Consider the following 18752-nt stretch of genomic DNA (forward strand, 5'->3'; position numbering starts at 1 on the left):
TCAGTTCCCCATCACCTTCGTGGACCACAGGTCGGCGAACTCGATGTCCTCGTCGGCGTCGAGCACCCGGAACGACTGGACGTTGTTGTCGGCGATGAACTCGGCCGTGGGGAAGATCCACGGGCTCTCGGCGAGCTCCGGGTCGATCTTCTCCATCTCGGCCTGCGCGCCGTCGACGGGACAGACGTAGTTGACCCAGGCGGCGACCTGGGCCGCGACGGCCGGGTCGTAGTAGTAGTCCATCAGCCGCTGGGCGTTGCGCCGGTGCGTGGAGGTGATCGGCACCATCATGTTGTCCGACCACAGCGTCCCGCCCGACTCCGGGATGGTGAAGGTCCAGCTCGGGTCGCCGGTGTCGAACGCGAGCACGAAGATGTCGCCGCTCCAGGTGATGCCTGCCACGGCGTTGCCGCTGGTGAGGTCCTCCATGTAGGAGTTGCCCTTCACCTTGCGGATGTAGCCCTCCTCGATCTTCTGCTCGATGAAGTCCAGCGCGCTCTCGAACTCGGCGCGGCCCCAGTCGCTCTCGATGTCGACGCCCTGCGACTGCATCACCAGCCCGGCGGTGTCGCGGAACTCCGAGAGCACGACGATGCGGCCCTTGAGGTCGTCGGTCCAGAGGTCGTCGAGCGTCTTGAGCTCGCGCCCGATCTTGTCGCGGTTGTAGCCGATGCCGGCGAAGCCGCTCTGCCAGGTGATGGAGTGCTGGCGGCCCGGGTCGAAGGACACGTCCTTCAGGGGCTGCAGCAGGTTGTTGACCACGTTGGGCATCTGGATCAGCTCCAGCGGCTGGCACAGCTGGTCACGGATGATGCGGGCCGCCATCCAGTCGGTCATCGTGATGATGTCGCGGTCGATGCTCTGGTCGGCGCGCAGCTGCGGGCCGATCTTGGCGTAGTACGAGTCGTTGTCGTCGATGTCCTCGCTGTAGCTGACCTCGATGCCCGTCTTCTCGATGAAGGCCTCGAGCGTCGGCGACCGGGTCTCCTTGCCGTTCATGTCCAGGTAGGCCGTCCAGTTGGCCCACTTGAGGATCTTCTCCTCGTCGGAGACGTCCCGGGGGAGGTCGAGGCTGGCCGGGCCGCCGGACGGCGGGGCGGGCGGCGCGCAGGCGGTGAGAGCCAGCCCGCTGCCGGCGGCCAGACCGGTGCCGAGCAGCGCCCGGCGGCTCAGGCCCGCGCCGGCCGCCCGGGTGAGGGCGGCCGCAGGGGGTGACAGCTGGCGCCGTGCCCGGCGCGGGATGGGTGTCATGGTCTCAAGTCCTCCGCTCGGCCCCGAGTGGCTGTGGTCTGCGATGGTGCGGCGCGCTCAGCTCTCGATGTTGGCCATCACGTGCTTGATCCGGGTGTAGTCCTCGAAGCCGTACATGGACAGGTCCTTGCCGTAGCCGGACTTCTTGTAGCCGCCGTGCGGCATCTCGGCGACGAGCGGGATGTGGGTGTTGATCCACACGCAGCCGAAGTCGAGGGCCTTGGACATCCGCATCGCCCGGCCGAAGTCCCTGGTCCACACCGACGACGCCAGGCCGTAGTCGACGCCGTTGGCCCAGCGGACCGCCTCGTCCTCGTCGCTGAACCGCTGGACGGTGATGACGGGTCCGAAGATCTCGTGCTGGATGGCGTCGTCGTCCTGCCGCAGCCCGGAGAGCACGGTGGGCTCGAGGAAGTAGCCGTCGCCGAGGTCGGTACGCCGGTTGCCGCCGGCCGACACGGTCGCGTGCGAGGGGAGGTTCTCGATGAACCCGCTGACGCGCGCCAGCTGCGTGGCGTTGTTGACCGGCCCGAACAGCGCGTCCGCGTCGTCGGGGAGGCCGACCGGCGCGGAGGCGCGTGCGTAGTCGGACAGCGCGGCGACGAAGTCGTCGTGGATCCCCGGCGCCACCAGCACGCGGGTGGCGGCGGTGCAGTCCTGGCCGGCATTGAAGTAGCCGGCGATCGCGATGCCCTCGACGGCGGCCTCGATGTCGGCGTCGTCGAAGACCACGACCGGTGCCTTGCCGCCCAGCTCGAGGTGGACGCGGGTGAGGTTGGGGGCGGCGCTGGCCGCGACCTCCGCGCCCGCGCGCACCGAGCCCGTGATCGCCACCATGCCCGGGGTGGGGTGCTCGACGAGGAGGCGGCCGGTCTCGCGGTCGCCGGTGACCACGTTGAGCGTGCCGGCGGGGAGGAACTCCGAGGCGAGCTCGGCGAGGCGCAGCGTGCTCTCCGGCGTGGTGTCGCTCGGCTTGAGCACGACGGTGTTGCCGGCTGCCAGTGCGGGACCGATCTTCCACACCGCCATGAGCAGGGGGTAGTTCCACGGCGTGACCTGGCCGACGACGCCGATGGGCTCGCGCCGGATCCACGACGTGTGGCCGGCCATGTACTCGCCGGCGGCCTTGCCCTCGAGGACGCGCGCCGCGCCGGCGAAGAACCGCAGCTGGTCCACCATCGGCGGGATCTCCTCGCTCGCGGTGAGCGCCTTGATCTTGCCGGTGTTGGCCGACTCGAGGTCGATGAGCTCCTCGGCGTGCGACTCGACCGCGTCGGCGAGCTGGAGGAGGGCCTGCTGCCGCTCGCCGGGCGTCGTACGCCCCCACTCGCCGAAGGCCTTCCCGGCCGCCTCGTAGGCGGCGTCGACCTCCTCCGTCCCGCTGATCGGCGCCTGCGCCACGACCTGTCCCGTGGTGGGGTCCACGACGTCGCTCGTGGCTCCGGCCGTGCTGTCGACGAAGGTGCCGCCGATGAAGTTGCGCAACGTGCGTGGGCTGGTCACAGGATCCTCCCGGTCGGGTGCGGTGAGGGGAGACTAGGACGGGTGACGGGACAATCTCCATAGTTGCGGGCAAAGAAACTGTCGGAAGCGCAGAATTAACGGCCGCGAAATGCGGATTCCGCGTCGGTCGGCTTGCATCTCGGTCCCGCGGCACAGCACGATGTGGGCATGAGTGAGGGTCCTGTGCGGCTGGATGCGACGGCGAAGCGCATCATCGAGCTCCTCCAGGAGGACGGTCGGATCTCCTACGCCGCGATCGCGAAGGCCGTCGGCCTCTCCGAGGCCGCCGCCCGGGCCCGCGTGCAGAAGCTCCTCGACTCCGAGGTGATGCAGGTCGTCGCCGTCACCGACCCGACCCAGGTGGGGTTCACCCGGCAGGCGATGATCGGCGTCCGCACCGAGGGCGACCCGATGAAGGTGGGCGACCGGCTCGCGGAGGTCCGCGAGGTCGACTACGTCGTCACCACCGCCGGCAGCTTCGACCTCCTCGTCGAGGTGGTGTGCGAGGACGACCCGCACCTGCTCGAGGTCATCCGAACCGTCCGCGAGCTCGAGGGAGTCGTCTCCTCGGAGACCTTCGTCTACCTCAAGCTCAACAAGCAGCACTACAACTGGGGAACGCGATGAGCCAGCCGTCCAGCGACCACGAGTCCTTCGACTACCAGGCCGCCGGCCGCGACCACCTGTGGTTGCACTTCACCCGGCACTCGACCTACGAGAAGGGCGGCGAGATGCCGCTCATCGTCAAGGGCGAGGGGCACAAGATCTGGGACAGCCACGGCCGCGAGTACATCGACGGCCTGGCCGGCCTCTTCGTCGTGCAGGTCGGCCACGGCCGCGATGAGCTGGCCGAGGCGGCGGCGAAGCAGGCCAAGGAGCTGGCGTTCTTCCCGCTCTGGTCCTTCGCGCACCCCCGCGCCGTCGAGCTCGCCGACCGGATCGCCGCGATGGCGCCGGGCGACCTCAACCGCGTCTTCTTCACCACCGGCGGCGGCGAGGCCGTCGAGTCCGCCTGGAAGCTCGCCAAGCAGTACTTCAAGCTCACCGGCAAGCCCAACAAGCACAAGGTCATCTCCCGCGCGGTGGCCTACCACGGCACCCCGCAGGGCGCGCTCTCCATCACCGGCATCCCGCCGCTGAAGGAGATGTTCGAGCCGCTCGTCCCCGGTGCCCACAAGGTGCCCAACACCAACTTCTACCGTCGGCCCGAGTTCGTGGGCGACGACGAGAAGGCGTTCGGCCGGTGGGCCGCCGACCGCATCGCGGAGGCCATCGAGTTCGAGGGCCCCGACACCGTCGCCGCCGTCTTCCTCGAGCCTGTGCAGAACGCCGGCGGCTGCTTCCCGCCCCCGCCCGGCTACTTCGAGCGGGTGCGCGAGATCTGCGACCAGTACGACGTCCTGCTCGTCTCCGACGAGGTCATCTGCGCGTTCGGCCGGGTCGGGGAGATGTTCGGCGCGTCCGAGTTCGGCTACCAGCCCGACATCATCACCTGCGCGAAGGGCATGACGTCCGGTTACTCGCCGATCGGCGCCATGATCGCCAGCGACCGGCTCTTCGAGCCGTTCCGCACCGGCACCACCGCCTACGCCCACGGCTACACCTTCGGCGGCCACCCCGTGTCCTCCGCGGTCGCCATGGCCAACCTCGACATCTTCGAGCGCGAGGGCCTCACCGAGCACGTCCAGCGCAACGCCCCGGCGTTCCGCTCCACGCTGGAGAAGCTGCTCGACGTCCCCATCGTCGGCGACGTCCGCGGCCACGGCTACTTCTACGGCATCGAGCTGGTCAAGGACCGCGAGACCAAGGAGACCTTCGACGACGCCGAGTCCGAGCGGCTGCTGCGCGGCTACCTCTCCGGGGCACTGTGGGAGGCCGGCCTCTACTGCCGCGCCGACGACCGGGGCGACCCGGTCATCCAGCTCGCGCCGCCCCTCATCATCGGCCAGCCGGAGTTCGACGACATCGAGCAGCGGCTGCGCTCGGTGCTGACGGGGGCGCTGGCGCACCTCTAGATGGCGCTCGCTTCGCTCGCGCGTGCTCGCCGCCCCCGAAGACGGTGTCCTCCCTCCTCGCTCGACGGCGCTGCCTCGCTGCGCTCGTCACGCTTGCTCGCTCGTCAGTCCAGACACCGTCGGGCGGCGAGCGCGTGGGCTGGCGTCGCTGGCTGGAGGTCCGAAGTCCCTCCAGGCGGAGCGAGCGTGGGCGGGCCCCGAGCGCGTGGGCTGGCGTGGCCGTGTCCGGACTCCCTCCGGGCGCAGCGAGCAAGCCGAGGAGGGAAGACGACGTCTTCCAGGGCGCCGAGCACGCGAGCGAAGCGAGCCAGACAGCACCGTCCCCGCACGGGGCGGCCGGGCCGCGAGCCGGACGAGCAACCCGTCTCCCGATGTGCGCAGCGCCCGCTGCGCGGCGACAATGGTCCCGTGACCGACGTACGCCCCGCCCGACCGCACCTCAAGCTCACCGAGGACGGGCGGCGGATGCGGGAGGTGCTGACCTACTCGCGCCGCGGCAACCGGTTCACCCCGCGGCAGGCCGAGGCGTGGGCGGCGCACCAGGCGGACTGGGTGATCCCCGACGAGGCCGTCGACCGGCCGGACTTCTCGCTGGTGGAGTACTTCGGCCGCGAGGCGCCCCTGATCGTGGAGATCGGCCCGGGCGTCGGGGAGGCGACCGCCGTGCTGGCCGCGGCGCGCCCCGACCACAACGTCCTGGCGCTGGAGGTGTGGCGTCCCGGCGTCGCCGACTCGCTGTGGCGGGTCGCGGAGGCGGGCGCCGACAACGTGCGGTTCTGCTCGGTGGACGCCGTGTGGACCCTGGAGCAGCTGATCCCGCCCGCCGGCCTCGCCGAGCTGTGGACGTTCTTCCCCGACCCGTGGCGCAAGACCAAGCACCGCAAGCGGCGCCTGGTCAACCCGGCCAACGCGGCCCTCGCCTCCTCGCGGCTCGTGCCGGGCGGTGCCTGGCGGCTGGCCACCGACTGGGGTGACTACGCCGAGCAGATGCAGGACGTCCTCGACGCCGAGCCGACGCTCGAGGGCGGCCGGGTCGAGCGCTGGGCCGAGCGGCCGGTGACGAGGTTCGAGCGCAAGGGGGTCGAGGTGGGACGCGAGATCAGCGACTTCCTCTACCGGCGCACCACCGACACGTCAGTCGAGGGACAGCCCGGCCTCGCGGAGCAGGTGCTCGAGGCGTAGCCGCTCCGCCTCCCGGTCGGTGCCCTCCGGCACCTCGCTGAGGGTGTCGGGCACGCCGAGGCACACGGCCGCCTGCAGGAGCAGGTCCTCGTACGCTGCCCGGGTGCCGCGCCGGCGAGCCATCGTCGTGCCGGGGGCGGGCGCGAAGACCTCGGCGCGGACCCGGCGCAGCGACCGGGCCAGGTCCTCGATCGCGGGACCGTCCGGAGTCGGCGGGGGAGGGGACACCCGGTCGTGCACGCGTCGCCAGGCACGGCGGACGCGGTCGTACCAGACCACGGCCGCCCCGGCGCCCAGCAGCACCGCGAGGAGGAGGGCGTCGACCGGCCCGGTCATCCCTCGACGGTAGGTCGGCCCCGACACCGGCACAAGAGGTCCCGCCCGGAGGTCCCGACCAGGTCACGAGGGGGTGCGGCGGGAGTCGCGACGTACGCTTTCCGCAGGCGCCCGCGACCGCGGGGAGGGTACGGGTCGGCATCCCGCCACTGCGATTTGGCGTGGGCAGGCGGAGTCTGTCAAGATGTTCCGGTTGCTCCGGCGGGTCGCCGGGGTGCGGCACACCTTGACTTCTGAATCGCGTCTCCTTTGATCGAGCCAGTCGTCTGTGTGCGCCGCACCGGATCGAGAACTCTTGATCGGAGACCCGACCAGATCCGACGACCGTCGGGTGCCACCCAGAGCAGTACCGCTTCCCCACGGGGTCGTGTCACGAGTAACCAGCGCGACACGCCCGACCGCGGGGGTCGGAGGGTGGAGGAGAAACAGGCGGTGCTCGCCCAACGGGGGCTGAGCGCCGAGAGACCAGGCGTACGAGATCGAAGAGGACGAGAGAGACCTATGGCGGGACAGAAGATCCGCATCAGGCTCAAGGCCTATGACCACGAGGTGATCGACACCTCGGCGCGGAAGATCGTGGACACCGTCACCCGTACGGGTGCCAAGGTCGCCGGCCCTGTGCCGCTGCCGACCGAGAAGAACGTGTACTGCGTGATCCGCTCGCCCCACAAGTACAAGGACTCCCGCGAGCACTTCGAGATGCGCACCCACAAGCGCCTGATCGACATCATCGACCCGACGCCGAAGACCGTCGACTCGCTGATGCGTCTCGACCTGCCTGCCGGTGTCGACATCGAGATCAAGCTCTGAGGCGCGACATGGCAAAGACTTTCGAACGCAACGTCAAGGGACTGCTGGGCACCAAGCTCGGCATGACCCAGCTCTGGGACGAGAACAACCGCGTCGTCCCCGTGACCGTCATCGCGGCGAGCACCAACGTGGTGACCCAGGTCCGCCAGCCCGAGGTGGACGGCTACAACGCCATCCAGGTCGGCTACGGCGAGATCGAGGCCCGCAAGGTCAACTCGCCCGAGGCCGGTCACTTCACCAAGGCCGGTGTCACCCCGCGTCGTCACGTGGCGGAGATCCGCACCGCTGACGCCTCCGCCTACACCGTGGGCCAGGAGATCGGCGTCGACACCTTCGCCGCCGGCGAGGAGATCGACGTCACCGCCACCAGCAAGGGCAAGGGCTTCGCCGGTGTCATGAAGCGTCACGGCTTCCACGGCGTCTCCGCCTCGCACGGTGCCCACCGCAACCACCGCAAGCCCGGCTCGATCGGCGCCTGCGCCACCCCGGGTCGCGTGTTCAAGGGAACCCGCATGGCGGGCCGCATGGGCAACGACACGGTCACCACCCAGAACCTGACGGTGCACGCCGTCGACGCCGACAAGGGCCTCATCCTGCTCAAGGGCGCCGTTCCCGGCCCCAAGGGTGGCCTCGTGGTCCTCCGCTCGGCCGCCAAGAGCTCCGCTGTCACTGGCAAGGAGGCCTGAGCATGGCTGTCCAGACCGTCCAGGTCGACCTCCCCGCCGAGATCTTCGACGTCGAGGTCAACATCCCCCTGATCCACCAGGTCGTCGTGGCCCAGCAGGCCGCCGCGCGCCAGGGCACGCACGCCACCAAGACCCGCGGCGAGGTCCGCGGCGGTGGCCGCAAGCCCTACAAGCAGAAGGGCACCGGCCGCGCCCGTCAGGGCTCGACCCGCGCTCCGCAGTTCGCCGGCGGTGGCACCGTCCACGGCCCGCAGCCGCGCAGCTACGACCAGCGCACCCCCAAGAAGATGAAGGCCGCCGCCCTGCGCGGTGCCCTCTCCGACCGGGCCCGTAACGGCCGTGTGCACGTGGTCGACGGCCTCGTGCAGGGCGACAAGCCCTCCACCAAGGCCGCGCTCGCCTCGCTGGTCTCGCTGACCGACCGCGTGGGCTACCTCGTGGTGCTCGAGCGCTCGGACGCGATCACCTGGCTCTCGCTGCGCAACGCGCCCGAGGTCCACATCGTCGCGGTCGACCAGCTCAACACCTACGACGTGCTCAACTCCGACGACGTGGTGTTCACCAAGGGCGCCTACGACGTCTTCGTGGGTGGCGCCTCCGCCGCCACGGCCACCACGGCCGAGGTCACCGAGGAGACCGCCGCTGCCGAGCAGGCCACCGACGAACCGGCCGTGCCGGCCGGCGCCAAGGCCCCGCTCAAGAGCGGCAAGAACCCCAAGGGCTACGACGTCCTCGGCCAGGAGTCGGGCGTCTACCTCCTCGAGGGCGACGCCGGCTACGACACCGGGGCCGGTGACTTCTGGTTCAAGTCCGCCGAGGACGCCGAGGCCGCCGGGCTGACCCGCTCCGACGAGAAGGAGACCGACCAGTGAGCACCCTGCACAAGGACCACCGCGACGTCCTGATCGCACCGGTCGTGTCCGAGAAGAGCTACGGCCTGCTCGACGCCAACAAGTACACCTTCATCGTCCGCCCGGACGCCAACAAGACCGAGATCAAGATCGCGGTGGAGAAGGTCTTCGACGTCAAGGTCACCTCCGTCAACACGATCAACCGCCAGGGCAAGACGCGTCGTACCCGCTACGGGATGGGCAAGCGTCCCAACACCAAGCGGGCGATCGTCAGCCTCGCCGAGGGTCACCGCATCGACATCTTCGGAGGTCCGGTCTCCTGACCGGGCTGGTGAATAGGAACTGATATGGCTATCCGCAAGTACAAGCCGACCACCCCGGGCCGTCGTGGCTCGTCCGTGGCCGACTTCGTCGAGATCACCCGGACCACGCCGGAGAAGTCGCTGACGCGTCCGCTGCCCAAGAAGGGCGGTCGCAACAACCAGGGGCGCATCACCACGCGTCACCAGGGTGGCGGCCACAAGCGCGCCTACCGCGTCATCGACTTCCGTCGCTACGACAAGGACGGCGTGCCGGCCAAGGTCGCTCACATCGAGTACGACCCCAACCGCACCGCCCGCATCGCGCTGCTGCACTACGCCGACGGCGAGAAGCGCTACATCGTCGCGCCGAAGGACCTGACCCAGGGCACCGCCGTGGAGTCCGGCCCCAACGCCGACATCAAGCCCGGCAACAACCTGCCGCTGCGCAACATCCCGGTCGGCACGACCATCCACTGCGTGGAGCTGCGTCCCGGCGGCGGTGCGAAGATCGCCCGCTCCGCCGGCAACTCCGCCCAGCTGGTCGCCCGCGAGGGCTCGCGCGCCACGCTACGCATGCCGTCGGGCGAGATGCGCTTCGTCGACGTGCGCTGCCGCGCCACCGTCGGCGAGGTCGGCAACGCCGAGCAGTCGAACATCAACTGGGGCAAGGCCGGCCGCATGCGCTGGAAGGGCAAGCGCCCGACCGTCCGTGGTGTCGTCATGAACCCGGTCGACCACCCGCACGGTGGTGGCGAGGGCAAGACCTCCGGTGGTCGCCACCCGGTCTCCCCGTGGGGCAAGCCCGAGGGCCGGACGCGCAAGCGCAAGGCCAGCGACTCCCAGATCATCCGTCGTCGCAAGTCCGGCAAGGGTAGGAAGTAACCGACATGCCTCGTAGCCTCAAGAAGGGCCCCTTCGTGGACGGCCACCTGCAGAAGAAGGTGGACGCCGAGAACGAGAAGGGCTCGCACAACGTCATCAAGACCTGGTCGCGCCGGTCGATGATCGTGCCCGACATGATCGGTCACACCATCGCCGTCCACGACGGCCGCAAGCACGTCCCCGTCTTCGTGACCGACTCGATGGTCGGCCACAAGCTCGGGGAGTTCGCCCCCACCCGCACCTACCGCGGGCACGTCAAGGAAGACCGGAAGGGACGCCGTCGATGAGCACCACCGAGCGCAGCCGCACCAGTGCGCGCCGCGAGTCGCTGCTCGGCGACCAGCCGGGCGCGTTCGCCAGCGCACGCTACGTGCGGATCACTCCGATGAAGGCCCGCCGTGTCGTCGACATGGTCCGCGGCCTCCAGGTCGACGAGGCCCTGACCCTGCTGCAGTTCGCGCCGCAGGCCGCCTCCGAGACCGTCTACAAGGTGCTGGAGAGCGCCGTCGCCAACGCCGAGACGACCGAGGGCCTCAACCGGGCCGACCTGGTCCTCTCCGTCGCCATGGTCGACGAGGGCCCGACGATGAAGCGTTGGCGTCCGCGTGCCCAGGGTCGGGCGACCCGCATCAACAAGCGCACCAGCCACATCACCCTGGCGGTGCAGCCGGCCGACGCGATCACCGTGAAGAACGGTCGCGCCAACAAGAACGGAAGGGGTGCCTGATGGGCCAGAAGATCAACCCGAACGGGTTCCGCCTGGGCATCTCCACCGACCACAAGAGCCGGTGGTACGCCGACAAGCTCTACAAATCGTACGTCGGTGAGGACGTCGCGATCCGCAAGCTGCTCTCCAAGGGCATGGAGCGGGCCGGCATCTCCAAGGTCGAGATCGAGCGCACCCGCGACCGCGTCCGGGTGGACATCCACACCGCGCGTCCGGGCATCGTCATCGGCCGCCGTGGCGCCGAGGCCGACCGCATCCGCGGCGAGCTCGAGAAGCTCACGGGCAAGCAGGTGCAGCTCAACATCCTCGAGGTGAAGAACCCCGAGGTGGACGCGCAGCTGGTCGCCCAGGGCGTCGCCGAGCAGCTCTCGGGCCGCGTGCAGTTCCGTCGCGCCATGCGCAAGGCGATGCAGACCTCGATGCGCTCGGGTGCCAAGGGCATCCGGATCCAGTGCTCGGGTCGCCTCAACGGCGCCGAGATGTCGCGCACCGAGTTCTACCGCGAGGGCCGCGTGCCCCTGCACACGCTCCGTGCCGACATCGACTACGGCTTCTACGAGGCCCGCACCACCTTCGGTCGCATCGGCGTCAAGGTGTGGATCTACAAGGGCGAGGTTGCCGGCACCCGTGCCGAGCGCCAGGCCCAGCAGGCCGCCCGCGCCGGTGCCCCCGGCCGCGGTGGTCGTCCCAACACCCGTGGCGGCGACCGTCCGAGCCGTGGCTCGCGCGGCGACCGCGCTCCTCGCACCGAGGGCACCGCTGACTCGTCAGCGGCCCCGGCCGCCGAGGCAGCACCGAGCACCGGACAGGAGGCCTGACCTCATGTTGATGCCCCGTCGCGTCAAGCACCGCAAGCAGCACCACCCCAAGCGCCGTGGCGTCGCCAAGGGCGGCACCACGCTGGCCTTCGGTGACTTCGGCATCCAGGCGATCGAGGGTCACTACGTGACCAACCGGCAGATCGAGTCGGCCCGTATCGCCATGACCCGTCACATCAAGCGTGGCGGCAAGGTCTGGATCAACATCTACCCGGACCGCCCGCTGACCAAGAAGCCGGCCGAGACCCGCATGGGCTCGGGCAAGGGCTCGCCCGAGTGGTGGGTCGCCAACGTCAAGCCCGGCCGCGTCATGTTCGAACTCTCCGGCGTCGACGAGATCACTGCCCGCGAGGCCATGCGCCGCGCGATGCACAAGCTCCCGATGAAGTGCCGGTTCATCTCCCGAGAGGCCGGTGAATTCTGATGGCTACCAAGCTGAACGCCCACGAGCTCGACGAGCTCACCGCCACCGACCTGGAGGCGAAGCTGCGCGAGGCCAAGGAGGAGCTGTTCAACCTCCGGTTCCAGGCGGCCACCGGCCAGCTGGAGAGCCACGGCCGGCTGCGCACGGTCAAGAAGGACATCGCCCGCATCTACACCGTGGTCCGCGAGCGCGAGCTCGGCATCCGCACCACGCCGGGCACCAACGAAGAGGCGAAGGCATGAGCGAGAACTCGAGCGAGAATACGGCGACCGAGGCCGCCGAGCGCAACCAGCGCAAGGTCCGCGAGGGCCTCGTGGTGAGCGACAAGATGGACAAGACCATCGTCGTCGCTGTCGAGGACCGCGTGAAGCACGCGCTCTACGGCAAGGTGCTGCGCAAGACGTCGCGCCTGAAGGCCCACGACGAGACTAACCAGTGCGGCATCGGCGACCGGGTCCTGATCATGGAGACCCGCCCGCTGTCCGCCACCAAGCGCTGGCGGCTCGTCGAGGTCCTCGAGAAGGCCAAGTGATCCCGCGGTGAGGTGAGCCCCGCTCGCCCCACCGCCCCAGCACCACCAGAACCCCACCAGTTCGGCCAGGCTCCCGCCCCGCGAGGGCTGGGAGAACCAGCTCGACAACCAGGAGAAATCAATGATCCAGCAGGAGTCGCGACTCAAGGTCGCCGACAACACCGGTGCGAAGGAGATCCTCTGCATCCGTGTTCTCGGTGGCTCTGGCCGTCGCTACGCCGGCATCGGTGACGTCATCGTCGCCACCGTCAAGGACGCGATCCCCGGTGGCAACGTCAAGAAGGGCGACGTCGTCAAGGCCGTGGTCGTACGCACCGTCAAGGAGCGTCGCCGCGCCGACGGTTCCTACATCCGCTTCGACGAGAACGCCGCCGTCATCCTCAAGAACGACGGCGAGCCGCGCGGCACCCGCATCTTCGGCCCCGTGGGCCGCGAGCTGCGCGAGAAGCGCTTCATGAAGATCATCTCGCTCGCCCCGGAGGTGCTGTGAGAGATGGGTAAGGACATGAACATCAAGAAGGGCGACACCGTCAAGGTGATCGCCGGCAAGGACAAGGGTGCCCAGGGCAAGGTCATCTCGGTGCTCCGCGAGGAGAGCCGCGTGATCGTCGAGGGTGTCAACCTCGTCAAGCGCCACACCAAGTCCGTCCAGCAGACCAACACCACCGGCGGCATCATCACCCGCGAGGCGCCCATCCACGTCTCCAACGTGATGCTCGTCGAGGACGACGGCGTCACCCGCGTCGGTTTCCGCCGCGACGAGGTCACCAAGCGCCGTCCCGACGGCTCGACCTACGCCGCCAGCCGCTCGGTCCGCGTGTCCCGCAAGACCGGCAAGGAGATCTGAGATGGCCGAGACCCAGACCACTGAGATTCCCCGTCTCAAGGCGCGCTACCGCGAGGAGATCGTCCCCGCCCTGCGCACCGAGTTCGACATCGCCAACATCATGCAGGTGCCCGGCCTGACCAAGATCGTGGTCAACATGGGCGTCGGCGAGGCGGCTCGCGACTCCAAGCTGATCGAGGGCGCGATCCGCGACCTCACCGCGATCACCGGCCAGAAGCCGGCCGTCACCAAGGCCCGCAAGTCCATCGCGCAGTTCAAGCTGCGCGAGGGCATGCCGATCGGTGCGCACGTCACGCTGCGCGGCGACCGCATGTGGGAGTTCCTGGACCGGCTGCTGTCCCTGGCGCTGCCCCGCATCCGTGACTTCCGTGGGCTCTCGCCCAAGCAGTTCGACGGTCGCGGCAACTACACCTTCGGTCTCACCGAGCAGGTCATGTTCCACGAGATCAACCAGGACAGGATCGACCGGTCCCGCGGCATGGACATCACCGTCGTGACCACCGCCACCAACGACGACGAGGGCCGCGCGCTGCTCAAGCAGCTCGGCTTCCCGTTCAAGGAGAACTGACATGGCGAAGACTGCTCTCAAGGTCAAGGCCGCTCGCAAGCCGAAGTTCGCCGTCCGCGGCTACACCCGCTGCCAGCGCTGCGGTCGCCCGAAGTCCGTCTACCGCAAGTTCGGCCTGTGCCGCATCTGCCTGCGCGAGATGGCCCACCGCGGCGAGCTGCCCGGCGTGACCAAGTCCTCCTGGTGACCTCGGTCCCCTCGCTCACCACCTCAACACGTTGAAGGTCGGCCGGCCGCGAGCCGCTCGAAACCACGACGAGAAAGAACCACATCATGACGATGACTGACCCGATCGCAGACATGCTCACTCGTCTGCGCAACGCCAACCAGGCGTACCACGACGTGGTGTCGATGCCTTACAGCAAGATGAAGGCCGGCCTCGCGGAGATCCTCAAGCAGGAGGGCTACATCACCTCCTACGACGTCGCGGACAACGTGTCCGCCGAGGGCGAGCCCGCCGTCGGCAAGACCCTGACCGTCACCCTCAAGTACGGCCGTAACCGGGAGCGCTCGATCGCGGGTGTCCGCCGCATCAGCAAGCCCGGCCTGCGCGTCTACGCCAAGCACACCAGCCTGCCCAAGGTCCTCGGTGGCCTCGGCGTCGCGATCATCTCGACGTCGCAGGGCCTGCTGACCGACCGCCAGGCGAACCAGAAGGGCGTGGGCGGCGAAGTCCTCGCCTACGTCTGGTGACCCGGACCAACTGAGACCAGGAAGAGAGAGAAGCATGTCGCGCATTGGCAAGCTCCCCATCGCGGTCCCGTCCGGTGTCGACGTCGCGATCGACCAGTCGCTGGTGACCGTCAAGGGCCCCAAGGGCACCCTGTCGCACACCATCGCCGCGCCGATCACGGTCGCCAAGGGCGAGGACGGCATCCTCGAGGTCAACCGGCCCGACGACGAGCGCACCAGCCGCTCGCTGCACGGCCTGACCCGCACGCTCATCAACAACATGGTGGTGGGCGTCACCGAGGGCTACGAGAAGAAGCTCGAGATCGTGGGCGTGGGCTACCGCGTCCTGCCCAAGGGTCCGACCCAGCTGGAGTTCCAGCTCGGCTACTCGCACCCGATCATCTTCGACGCCCCCGAGGGCATCACCTTCACCGTCGAGGGCCCGACCAAGCTCGGTGTCGTCGGCATCGACAAGCAGCTCGTCGGCGAGGTTGCGGCCAAGATCCGCAAGCTCCGCAAGCCTGAGCCCTACAAGGGCAAGGGCGTGCGCTACGCCGGCGAGCACATCCGCCGCAAGGTCGGAAAGGCCGGTAAGTGACATGGCGATCTCGCTGTCCAACAACAAGCACACCGCCACGCGGGTCCGTGCGCGCCTGCGCCGTCAGGCGCGGGGCCGCAAGCGGATCCACGGCACCACCGAGCGTCCGCGCCTGGTCGTGACCCGGTCCGCGCGCCACATCACGGTGCAGGTCGTCGACGACCTCGCCGGCACCACGGTCGCGTACGCCTCCTCCATGGAGAAGGACGTCCGCACCGGCGGTGGCGACAAGACCGCCCAGGCCAAGAAGGTCGGGGAGCTCGTGGCCTCGCGCGCCAAGGCGGCAGGCATCGAGGGCGTCGTCTTCGACCGCGCCGGCAACAAGTACCACGGTCGCATCGCGGCCCTCGCCGATGCCGCCCGGGAGGGCGGATTGTCCTTCTGATCGCCCACCGCGACCAGAGAGAGAACTTAGATATGGAGCACATCTCATGAGCGGAGCCCAGCGCGGACAGCGCAGCGGTGGCTCGGGCGACCGTCGCGGACGCGACAACGGTCGTGGCCAGGCCGAGAAGTCTGTCTACATCGAGCGGGTCGTGGCCATCAACCGTGTCGCCAAGGTCGTGAAGGGTGGTCGTCGCTTCAGCTTCACCGCCCTCGTGATCGTCGGTGACGGTGAAGGTCTGGTCGGCGTCGGCTACGGCAAGGCCAAGGAAGTCCCCGCGGCGATCGCCAAGGGTGTCGAGGAGGCCAAGAAGCACTTCTTCAAGGTCCCCCGCATCCAGGGCACCATCCCGCACCCGGTGCAGGGCGAGAAGGCCGCAGGCGTCGTCCTGCTGCGTCCCGCCGCTCCCGGTACCGGCGTGATCGCCGGTGGCCCGGTGCGTGCGGTGCTCGAGTGCGCCGGCATCCACGACGTGCTGAGCAAGTCGCTCGGCTCGTCCAACCAGATCAACATCGTCCACGCGACCGTCGAGGCGCTGCGGATGCTCGAGGAGCCCGAGGCCGTGGCCGCTCGCCGTGGCATGCGGGTCGAGGACGTCACCCCGGCCGCGCTGCTCAGGGCGCGCGCCGAGGGCCAGCTCGAGGCTGCTGCGGGGGTGCAAAAGTAATGGCACAGCTCAAGGTCCAGCAGACCAGGTCCACCATCGGACGCAAGGCCAACCAGCGCGAGACCATGCGCTCGCTCGGCCTCAAGCGCATCGGTGACGTGGTCGTCAAGGAGGACCGCCCGGAGATCCGCGGCATGGTCCAGACCGTCCGTCACCTCGTGACGGTCGAGGAGGTGGAGTGACATGACGCTCAAGCTGCACCACTTGCGTCCCGCTCCGGGCGCCAAGACCGCCAAGACCCGCGTGGGTCGCGGTGAGGGCTCCAAGGGAAAGACGTCGGGCCGCGGTACGAAGGGCACCAAGGCTCGCTACCAGGTCCCGGTCGCCTTCGAGGGTGGCCAGATGCCGATCCACATGCGCCTGCCCAAGCTGAAGGGCTTCAAGAACCCCTTCCGCGTGGAGTTCCAGGTCGTCAACCTCGACCGCCTCGGGGAGCTCTTCCCCGACGGTGGCTCGGTGACGGTCGACGACCTCGTCGCCAAGGGCGCGGTCCGCAAGGGCCAGCCCGTCAAGGTCCTGGGCCAGGGCGACATCTCGGTCGCCGTTCAGGTCAGCGCCAACGCGTTCTCGGGCTCCGCCAAGGAGAAGATCGAGGCCGCCGGCGGCACCGCGACCGTGGCCTGAGGGCCCATCTGATCGCACACTCGGTGAAGGCCCGGCCGCACAGTGGGAACTGTCGGCCGGGCCTTCGTCGTTACCCGGGAAGCGGGTCGAACACCGGCTGTTAGGCTTCCCCGGGCCCTCCGCCCCACAGCGGTGAGGGGTCTCTCGTCCGCCCGCCTGATCCTGGGCCGGGCACCCTTACGAAAGAGGAACCAGTGCTAGGCGCGTTCGCCAACGCTTTCCGGACGCCGGACCTGCGGCGCAAGCTGCTCTTCGTCCTGCTGATCATCACGATCTTCCGGCTCGGCTCTCAGGTGCCCACCCCGGGTGTCAACGTGGCCAACGTCCAGGCCTGCATCAACCAGCTGGAGGAGGGCGGGCTCTACAGCCTCATCAACCTCTTCTCCGGCGGCGCGCTGCTCCAGCTGACCATCTTCGCGCTGGGGATCATGCCCTACATCACGGCCTCCATCATCCTGCAGCTGCTCGTCGTGGTGATCCCACGGCTCGAGGCGCTCAAGAAGGAGGGCCAGGCGGGGCAGACGAAGATCACCCAGTACACCCGCTACCTGACGCTGGGCCTCGCCGTGCTCCAGGCGACCGGCATCGTCGCGCTCGCCCGCAACGGCGCCCTGCTCCAGGGCTGTGAGCGCGACCTGCTGCACGACAACGGCACGGGCACCTTCCTCGTCATGGTCGTCACCATGACCGCCGGCACCGCCGTCATCATGTGGCTCGGCGAGCTCATCACCGACCGCGGCATCGGCAACGGCATGTCGATCCTCATCTTCACCCAGGTCGTCGCCACCTTCCCGGCGGCCCTGTGGAGCGTCCAGACCTCGCAGGGCTGGGTCGTCTTCGGCGTCGTCATGGTGATCGGCCTGATCCTGGTGGCCGGCGTCATCTTCATCGAGCAGGCGCAGCGCCGCATCCCGGTGCAGTACGCCCGCCGCATGGTCGGACGCAAGATGTTCGGCGGCAACTCGACCTACATCCCGCTCAAGGTCAACCAGGCCGGCATCATCCCGGTCATCTTCGCCTCGTCGCTGCTCTACCTGCCGGCGATGGCGGTCCAGTTCAACCCCGAGAGCCAGAACCCGGTGCTCGACTTCATCGGGACCTACCTCGTCGGCGGCGACCACCCGCTCTACATGGCGATGTACTTCGCCCTCATCATCTTCTTCACGTACTTCTACGTCTCCATCACCTTCAACCCTGTCGAGGTGGCGGACAACATGAAGAAGTACGGCGGCTTCATCCCCGGGATCCGGGCGGGCAAGCCGACCGAGGACTACCTGTCCTACGTCCTGTCCCGCATCACGTTCCCCGGAGCTCTCTACCTCGGCCTGATCTCGCTGGTGCCGCTGATCGCCTTCGCCGCGATCAACGCCAGCCAGAACTTCCCGTTCGGTGGCACGTCCATCCTCATCATGGTGGGCGTCGCGCTGGACACGGTGAAGCAGATCGAGAGCCAGCTCCAGCAGCGCAACTACGAAGGATTCCTGAAGTAGATGAGACTCATCCTCATGGGCCCGCCGGGTGCGGGCAAGGGCACGCAGGCCCGCTTCGTGGCCGACCACTTCGGGGTCCCGGCGATCTCCACCGGCGACATCTTCCGCGCCAACGTCTCGCGGGGCACGCCGCTGGGGATCGAGGCCCAGCGCTACATGGACGCCGGTGAGTACGTCCCCGACGAGGTCACCAACAAGATGGTCCGCAACCGGATCGACGAGGACGACGCCAAGCCCGGCTTCCTGCTCGACGGCTACCCGCGCACCCTCGCCCAGGTCACCGAGCTCGACGGGATGATCGCGTTCACCGGCCACCGCCTCGACGCGGTCGTCGTGCTGACGGTCGACCCCGAGGAGCTCGTCCAGCGCCTGCTCCACCGGGCGCAGACCGACGGCCGCGCCGACGACACGGAGGACGTGATCCGTCGCCGCCAGGAGGTCTACGCCGAGCAGACCGCGCCGCTCATCGAGGTCTACCGCGGTCGTGGCATCTGCATCGAGGTCGACGGGATGGGTGAGGTCGACGACGTGACGACCCGCATCTTCGACGCCCTCGACGTGGTCCCGCAGAGCTGAGCCACC

General features: G+C 68.9%; 29 protein-coding genes. 26 read left to right on the forward strand and 3 right to left on the reverse strand.

Annotated features, from left to right (window positions below; translation table 11 throughout):
* Together HN031_RS11130 and HN031_RS11135 are read right to left on the reverse strand one after the other, a co-directional pair.
* Positions 1-1251, reverse strand: coding sequence for a PotD/PotF family extracellular solute-binding protein (locus tag HN031_RS11130; RefSeq protein ID WP_172269859.1), 1251 nt, complete (start codon positions 1249-1251; stop codon positions 1-3).
* A gap of 57 nt (positions 1252-1308) precedes the next feature.
* Positions 1309-2754, reverse strand: coding sequence for a gamma-aminobutyraldehyde dehydrogenase (locus HN031_RS11135; RefSeq protein WP_172269861.1), 1446 nt, complete (start codon positions 2752-2754; stop codon positions 1309-1311).
* A gap of 168 nt (positions 2755-2922) precedes the next feature.
* Here HN031_RS11135 and HN031_RS11140 point away from each other — a divergent pair, with 168 nt between their 5' ends.
* The 3 genes from HN031_RS11140 to HN031_RS11150 all read left to right on the forward strand — a co-directional run bounded on the left by HN031_RS11140 (position 2923) and on the right by HN031_RS11150 (position 5951).
* Positions 2923-3381, forward strand: coding sequence for an Lrp/AsnC family transcriptional regulator (locus HN031_RS11140; protein WP_172269863.1), 459 nt, complete (start codon positions 2923-2925; stop codon positions 3379-3381).
* Entirely contained in the window at positions 3378-4769 is a 1392-nt protein-coding gene (locus HN031_RS11145) for an aspartate aminotransferase family protein (protein WP_172269865.1), read from the forward strand. Before HN031_RS11140 ends, HN031_RS11145 begins: the two co-directional genes overlap by 4 nt.
* A 408-nt stretch (positions 4770-5177) precedes the next feature.
* Positions 5178-5951, forward strand: coding sequence for a tRNA (guanosine(46)-N(7))-methyltransferase TrmB (locus HN031_RS11150; protein ID WP_322424892.1), 774 nt, complete (start codon positions 5178-5180; stop codon positions 5949-5951).
* Here HN031_RS11150 and HN031_RS11155 read toward each other — a convergent pair.
* Entirely contained in the window at positions 5904-6287 is a 384-nt protein-coding gene (locus tag HN031_RS11155; protein WP_172269867.1) for a hypothetical protein, read from the reverse strand. The genes HN031_RS11150 and HN031_RS11155 overlap by 48 nt on opposite strands.
* 501 nt (positions 6288-6788) lie before the next feature.
* Here HN031_RS11155 and rpsJ point away from each other — a divergent pair.
* The 23 genes from rpsJ to HN031_RS11270 all read left to right on the forward strand — a co-directional run bounded on the left by rpsJ (position 6789) and on the right by HN031_RS11270 (position 18746).
* Positions 6789-7097, forward strand: coding sequence for a 30S ribosomal protein S10 (gene rpsJ, locus HN031_RS11160; protein ID WP_008360994.1), 309 nt, complete (start codon positions 6789-6791; stop codon positions 7095-7097).
* Between the two features lie 8 nt (positions 7098-7105).
* A complete protein-coding gene (rplC, locus tag HN031_RS11165; RefSeq protein WP_172269869.1) occupies positions 7106-7783 on the forward strand; it encodes a 50S ribosomal protein L3 in 678 nt (225 codons plus the stop codon).
* A 2-nt stretch (positions 7784-7785) separates the two neighbouring features.
* A complete protein-coding gene (gene rplD / locus HN031_RS11170) occupies positions 7786-8655 on the forward strand; it encodes a 50S ribosomal protein L4 (protein ID WP_172269871.1) in 870 nt (289 codons plus the stop codon).
* Entirely contained in the window at positions 8652-8957 is a 306-nt protein-coding gene (rplW, locus tag HN031_RS11175; RefSeq protein ID WP_172269873.1) for a 50S ribosomal protein L23, read from the forward strand. The genes rplD and rplW overlap by 4 nt, the downstream gene beginning before the upstream one ends.
* A 24-nt stretch (positions 8958-8981) precedes the next feature.
* Positions 8982-9818 carry a 50S ribosomal protein L2 gene (rplB, locus tag HN031_RS11180; protein ID WP_172269875.1) on the forward strand — a complete coding sequence of 279 codons (837 nt, stop codon included), beginning with the start codon at positions 8982-8984 and terminating at the stop codon, positions 9816-9818.
* A gap of 5 nt (positions 9819-9823) precedes the next feature.
* Complete coding sequence (gene rpsS / locus HN031_RS11185) at positions 9824-10105, forward strand: 30S ribosomal protein S19 (protein ID WP_056906592.1); 282 nt, start codon at positions 9824-9826, stop codon at positions 10103-10105.
* Positions 10102-10545, forward strand: coding sequence for a 50S ribosomal protein L22 (gene rplV, locus HN031_RS11190; protein ID WP_172269877.1), 444 nt, complete (start codon positions 10102-10104; stop codon positions 10543-10545). The genes rpsS and rplV overlap by 4 nt, the downstream gene beginning before the upstream one ends.
* Positions 10545-11363, forward strand: coding sequence for a 30S ribosomal protein S3 (gene rpsC, locus HN031_RS11195; protein ID WP_172269879.1), 819 nt, complete (start codon positions 10545-10547; stop codon positions 11361-11363). Before rplV ends, rpsC begins: the two co-directional genes overlap by 1 nt.
* Before the next feature lie 4 nt (positions 11364-11367).
* Positions 11368-11787: a 50S ribosomal protein L16 gene (gene rplP / locus HN031_RS11200; protein WP_172269881.1), complete on the forward strand. Its 420-nt coding sequence runs from the start codon at positions 11368-11370 to the stop codon at positions 11785-11787.
* Complete coding sequence (rpmC, locus tag HN031_RS11205; protein WP_216652107.1) at positions 11787-12029, forward strand: 50S ribosomal protein L29; 243 nt, start codon at positions 11787-11789, stop codon at positions 12027-12029. The genes rplP and rpmC overlap by 1 nt, the downstream gene beginning before the upstream one ends.
* Positions 12026-12319, forward strand: coding sequence for a 30S ribosomal protein S17 (gene rpsQ, locus HN031_RS11210; protein WP_172269883.1), 294 nt, complete (start codon positions 12026-12028; stop codon positions 12317-12319). The genes rpmC and rpsQ overlap by 4 nt, the downstream gene beginning before the upstream one ends.
* A gap of 121 nt (positions 12320-12440) precedes the next feature.
* Entirely contained in the window at positions 12441-12809 is a 369-nt protein-coding gene (gene rplN, locus HN031_RS11215) for a 50S ribosomal protein L14 (RefSeq protein WP_056599693.1), read from the forward strand.
* A 3-nt stretch (positions 12810-12812) separates the two neighbouring features.
* Positions 12813-13166 carry a 50S ribosomal protein L24 gene (gene rplX / locus HN031_RS11220; RefSeq protein WP_216652108.1) on the forward strand — a complete coding sequence of 118 codons (354 nt, stop codon included), beginning with the start codon at positions 12813-12815 and terminating at the stop codon, positions 13164-13166.
* A gap of 1 nt (position 13167) precedes the next feature.
* Entirely contained in the window at positions 13168-13734 is a 567-nt protein-coding gene (gene rplE / locus HN031_RS11225; RefSeq protein ID WP_172269887.1) for a 50S ribosomal protein L5, read from the forward strand.
* A 1-nt stretch (position 13735) separates the two neighbouring features.
* Positions 13736-13921, forward strand: a complete 186-nt coding sequence (locus HN031_RS11230; RefSeq protein ID WP_056151931.1) for a type Z 30S ribosomal protein S14 — start codon at positions 13736-13738, stop codon at positions 13919-13921.
* An 86-nt stretch (positions 13922-14007) separates the two neighbouring features.
* Positions 14008-14427, forward strand: a complete 420-nt coding sequence (gene rpsH, locus HN031_RS11235; RefSeq protein ID WP_172269888.1) for a 30S ribosomal protein S8 — start codon at positions 14008-14010, stop codon at positions 14425-14427.
* A gap of 34 nt (positions 14428-14461) precedes the next feature.
* Positions 14462-15004: a 50S ribosomal protein L6 gene (gene rplF, locus HN031_RS11240; RefSeq protein WP_172269890.1), complete on the forward strand. Its 543-nt coding sequence runs from the start codon at positions 14462-14464 to the stop codon at positions 15002-15004.
* A 1-nt stretch (position 15005) separates the two neighbouring features.
* Entirely contained in the window at positions 15006-15389 is a 384-nt protein-coding gene (gene rplR, locus HN031_RS11245; RefSeq protein ID WP_172269892.1) for a 50S ribosomal protein L18, read from the forward strand.
* Between the two features lie 46 nt (positions 15390-15435).
* Positions 15436-16056 (forward strand): 30S ribosomal protein S5, encoded by a 621-nt coding sequence (rpsE, locus tag HN031_RS11250; RefSeq protein ID WP_172269894.1) that lies wholly within the window; start codon positions 15436-15438, stop codon positions 16054-16056.
* Complete coding sequence (gene rpmD, locus HN031_RS11255) at positions 16056-16238, forward strand: 50S ribosomal protein L30 (protein WP_172269896.1); 183 nt, start codon at positions 16056-16058, stop codon at positions 16236-16238. The genes rpsE and rpmD overlap by 1 nt, the downstream gene beginning before the upstream one ends.
* A gap of 1 nt (position 16239) precedes the next feature.
* On the forward strand, positions 16240-16680 hold the full coding sequence (gene rplO / locus HN031_RS11260) for a 50S ribosomal protein L15 (RefSeq protein WP_172269898.1): 441 nt from the start codon (positions 16240-16242) through the stop codon (positions 16678-16680).
* A 194-nt stretch (positions 16681-16874) separates the two neighbouring features.
* Positions 16875-18170 (forward strand): preprotein translocase subunit SecY, encoded by a 1296-nt coding sequence (secY, locus tag HN031_RS11265; RefSeq protein ID WP_172269899.1) that lies wholly within the window; start codon positions 16875-16877, stop codon positions 18168-18170.
* Positions 18171-18746: an adenylate kinase gene (locus HN031_RS11270; protein WP_172269901.1), complete on the forward strand. Its 576-nt coding sequence runs from the start codon at positions 18171-18173 to the stop codon at positions 18744-18746.
* Positions 18747-18752: the final 6 nt, after the last annotated feature.

Source organism: Nocardioides sp. zg-1308, from assembly GCF_013155375.1.
GTDB lineage: Bacteria > Actinomycetota > Actinomycetes > Propionibacteriales > Nocardioidaceae > Nocardioides > Nocardioides renjunii.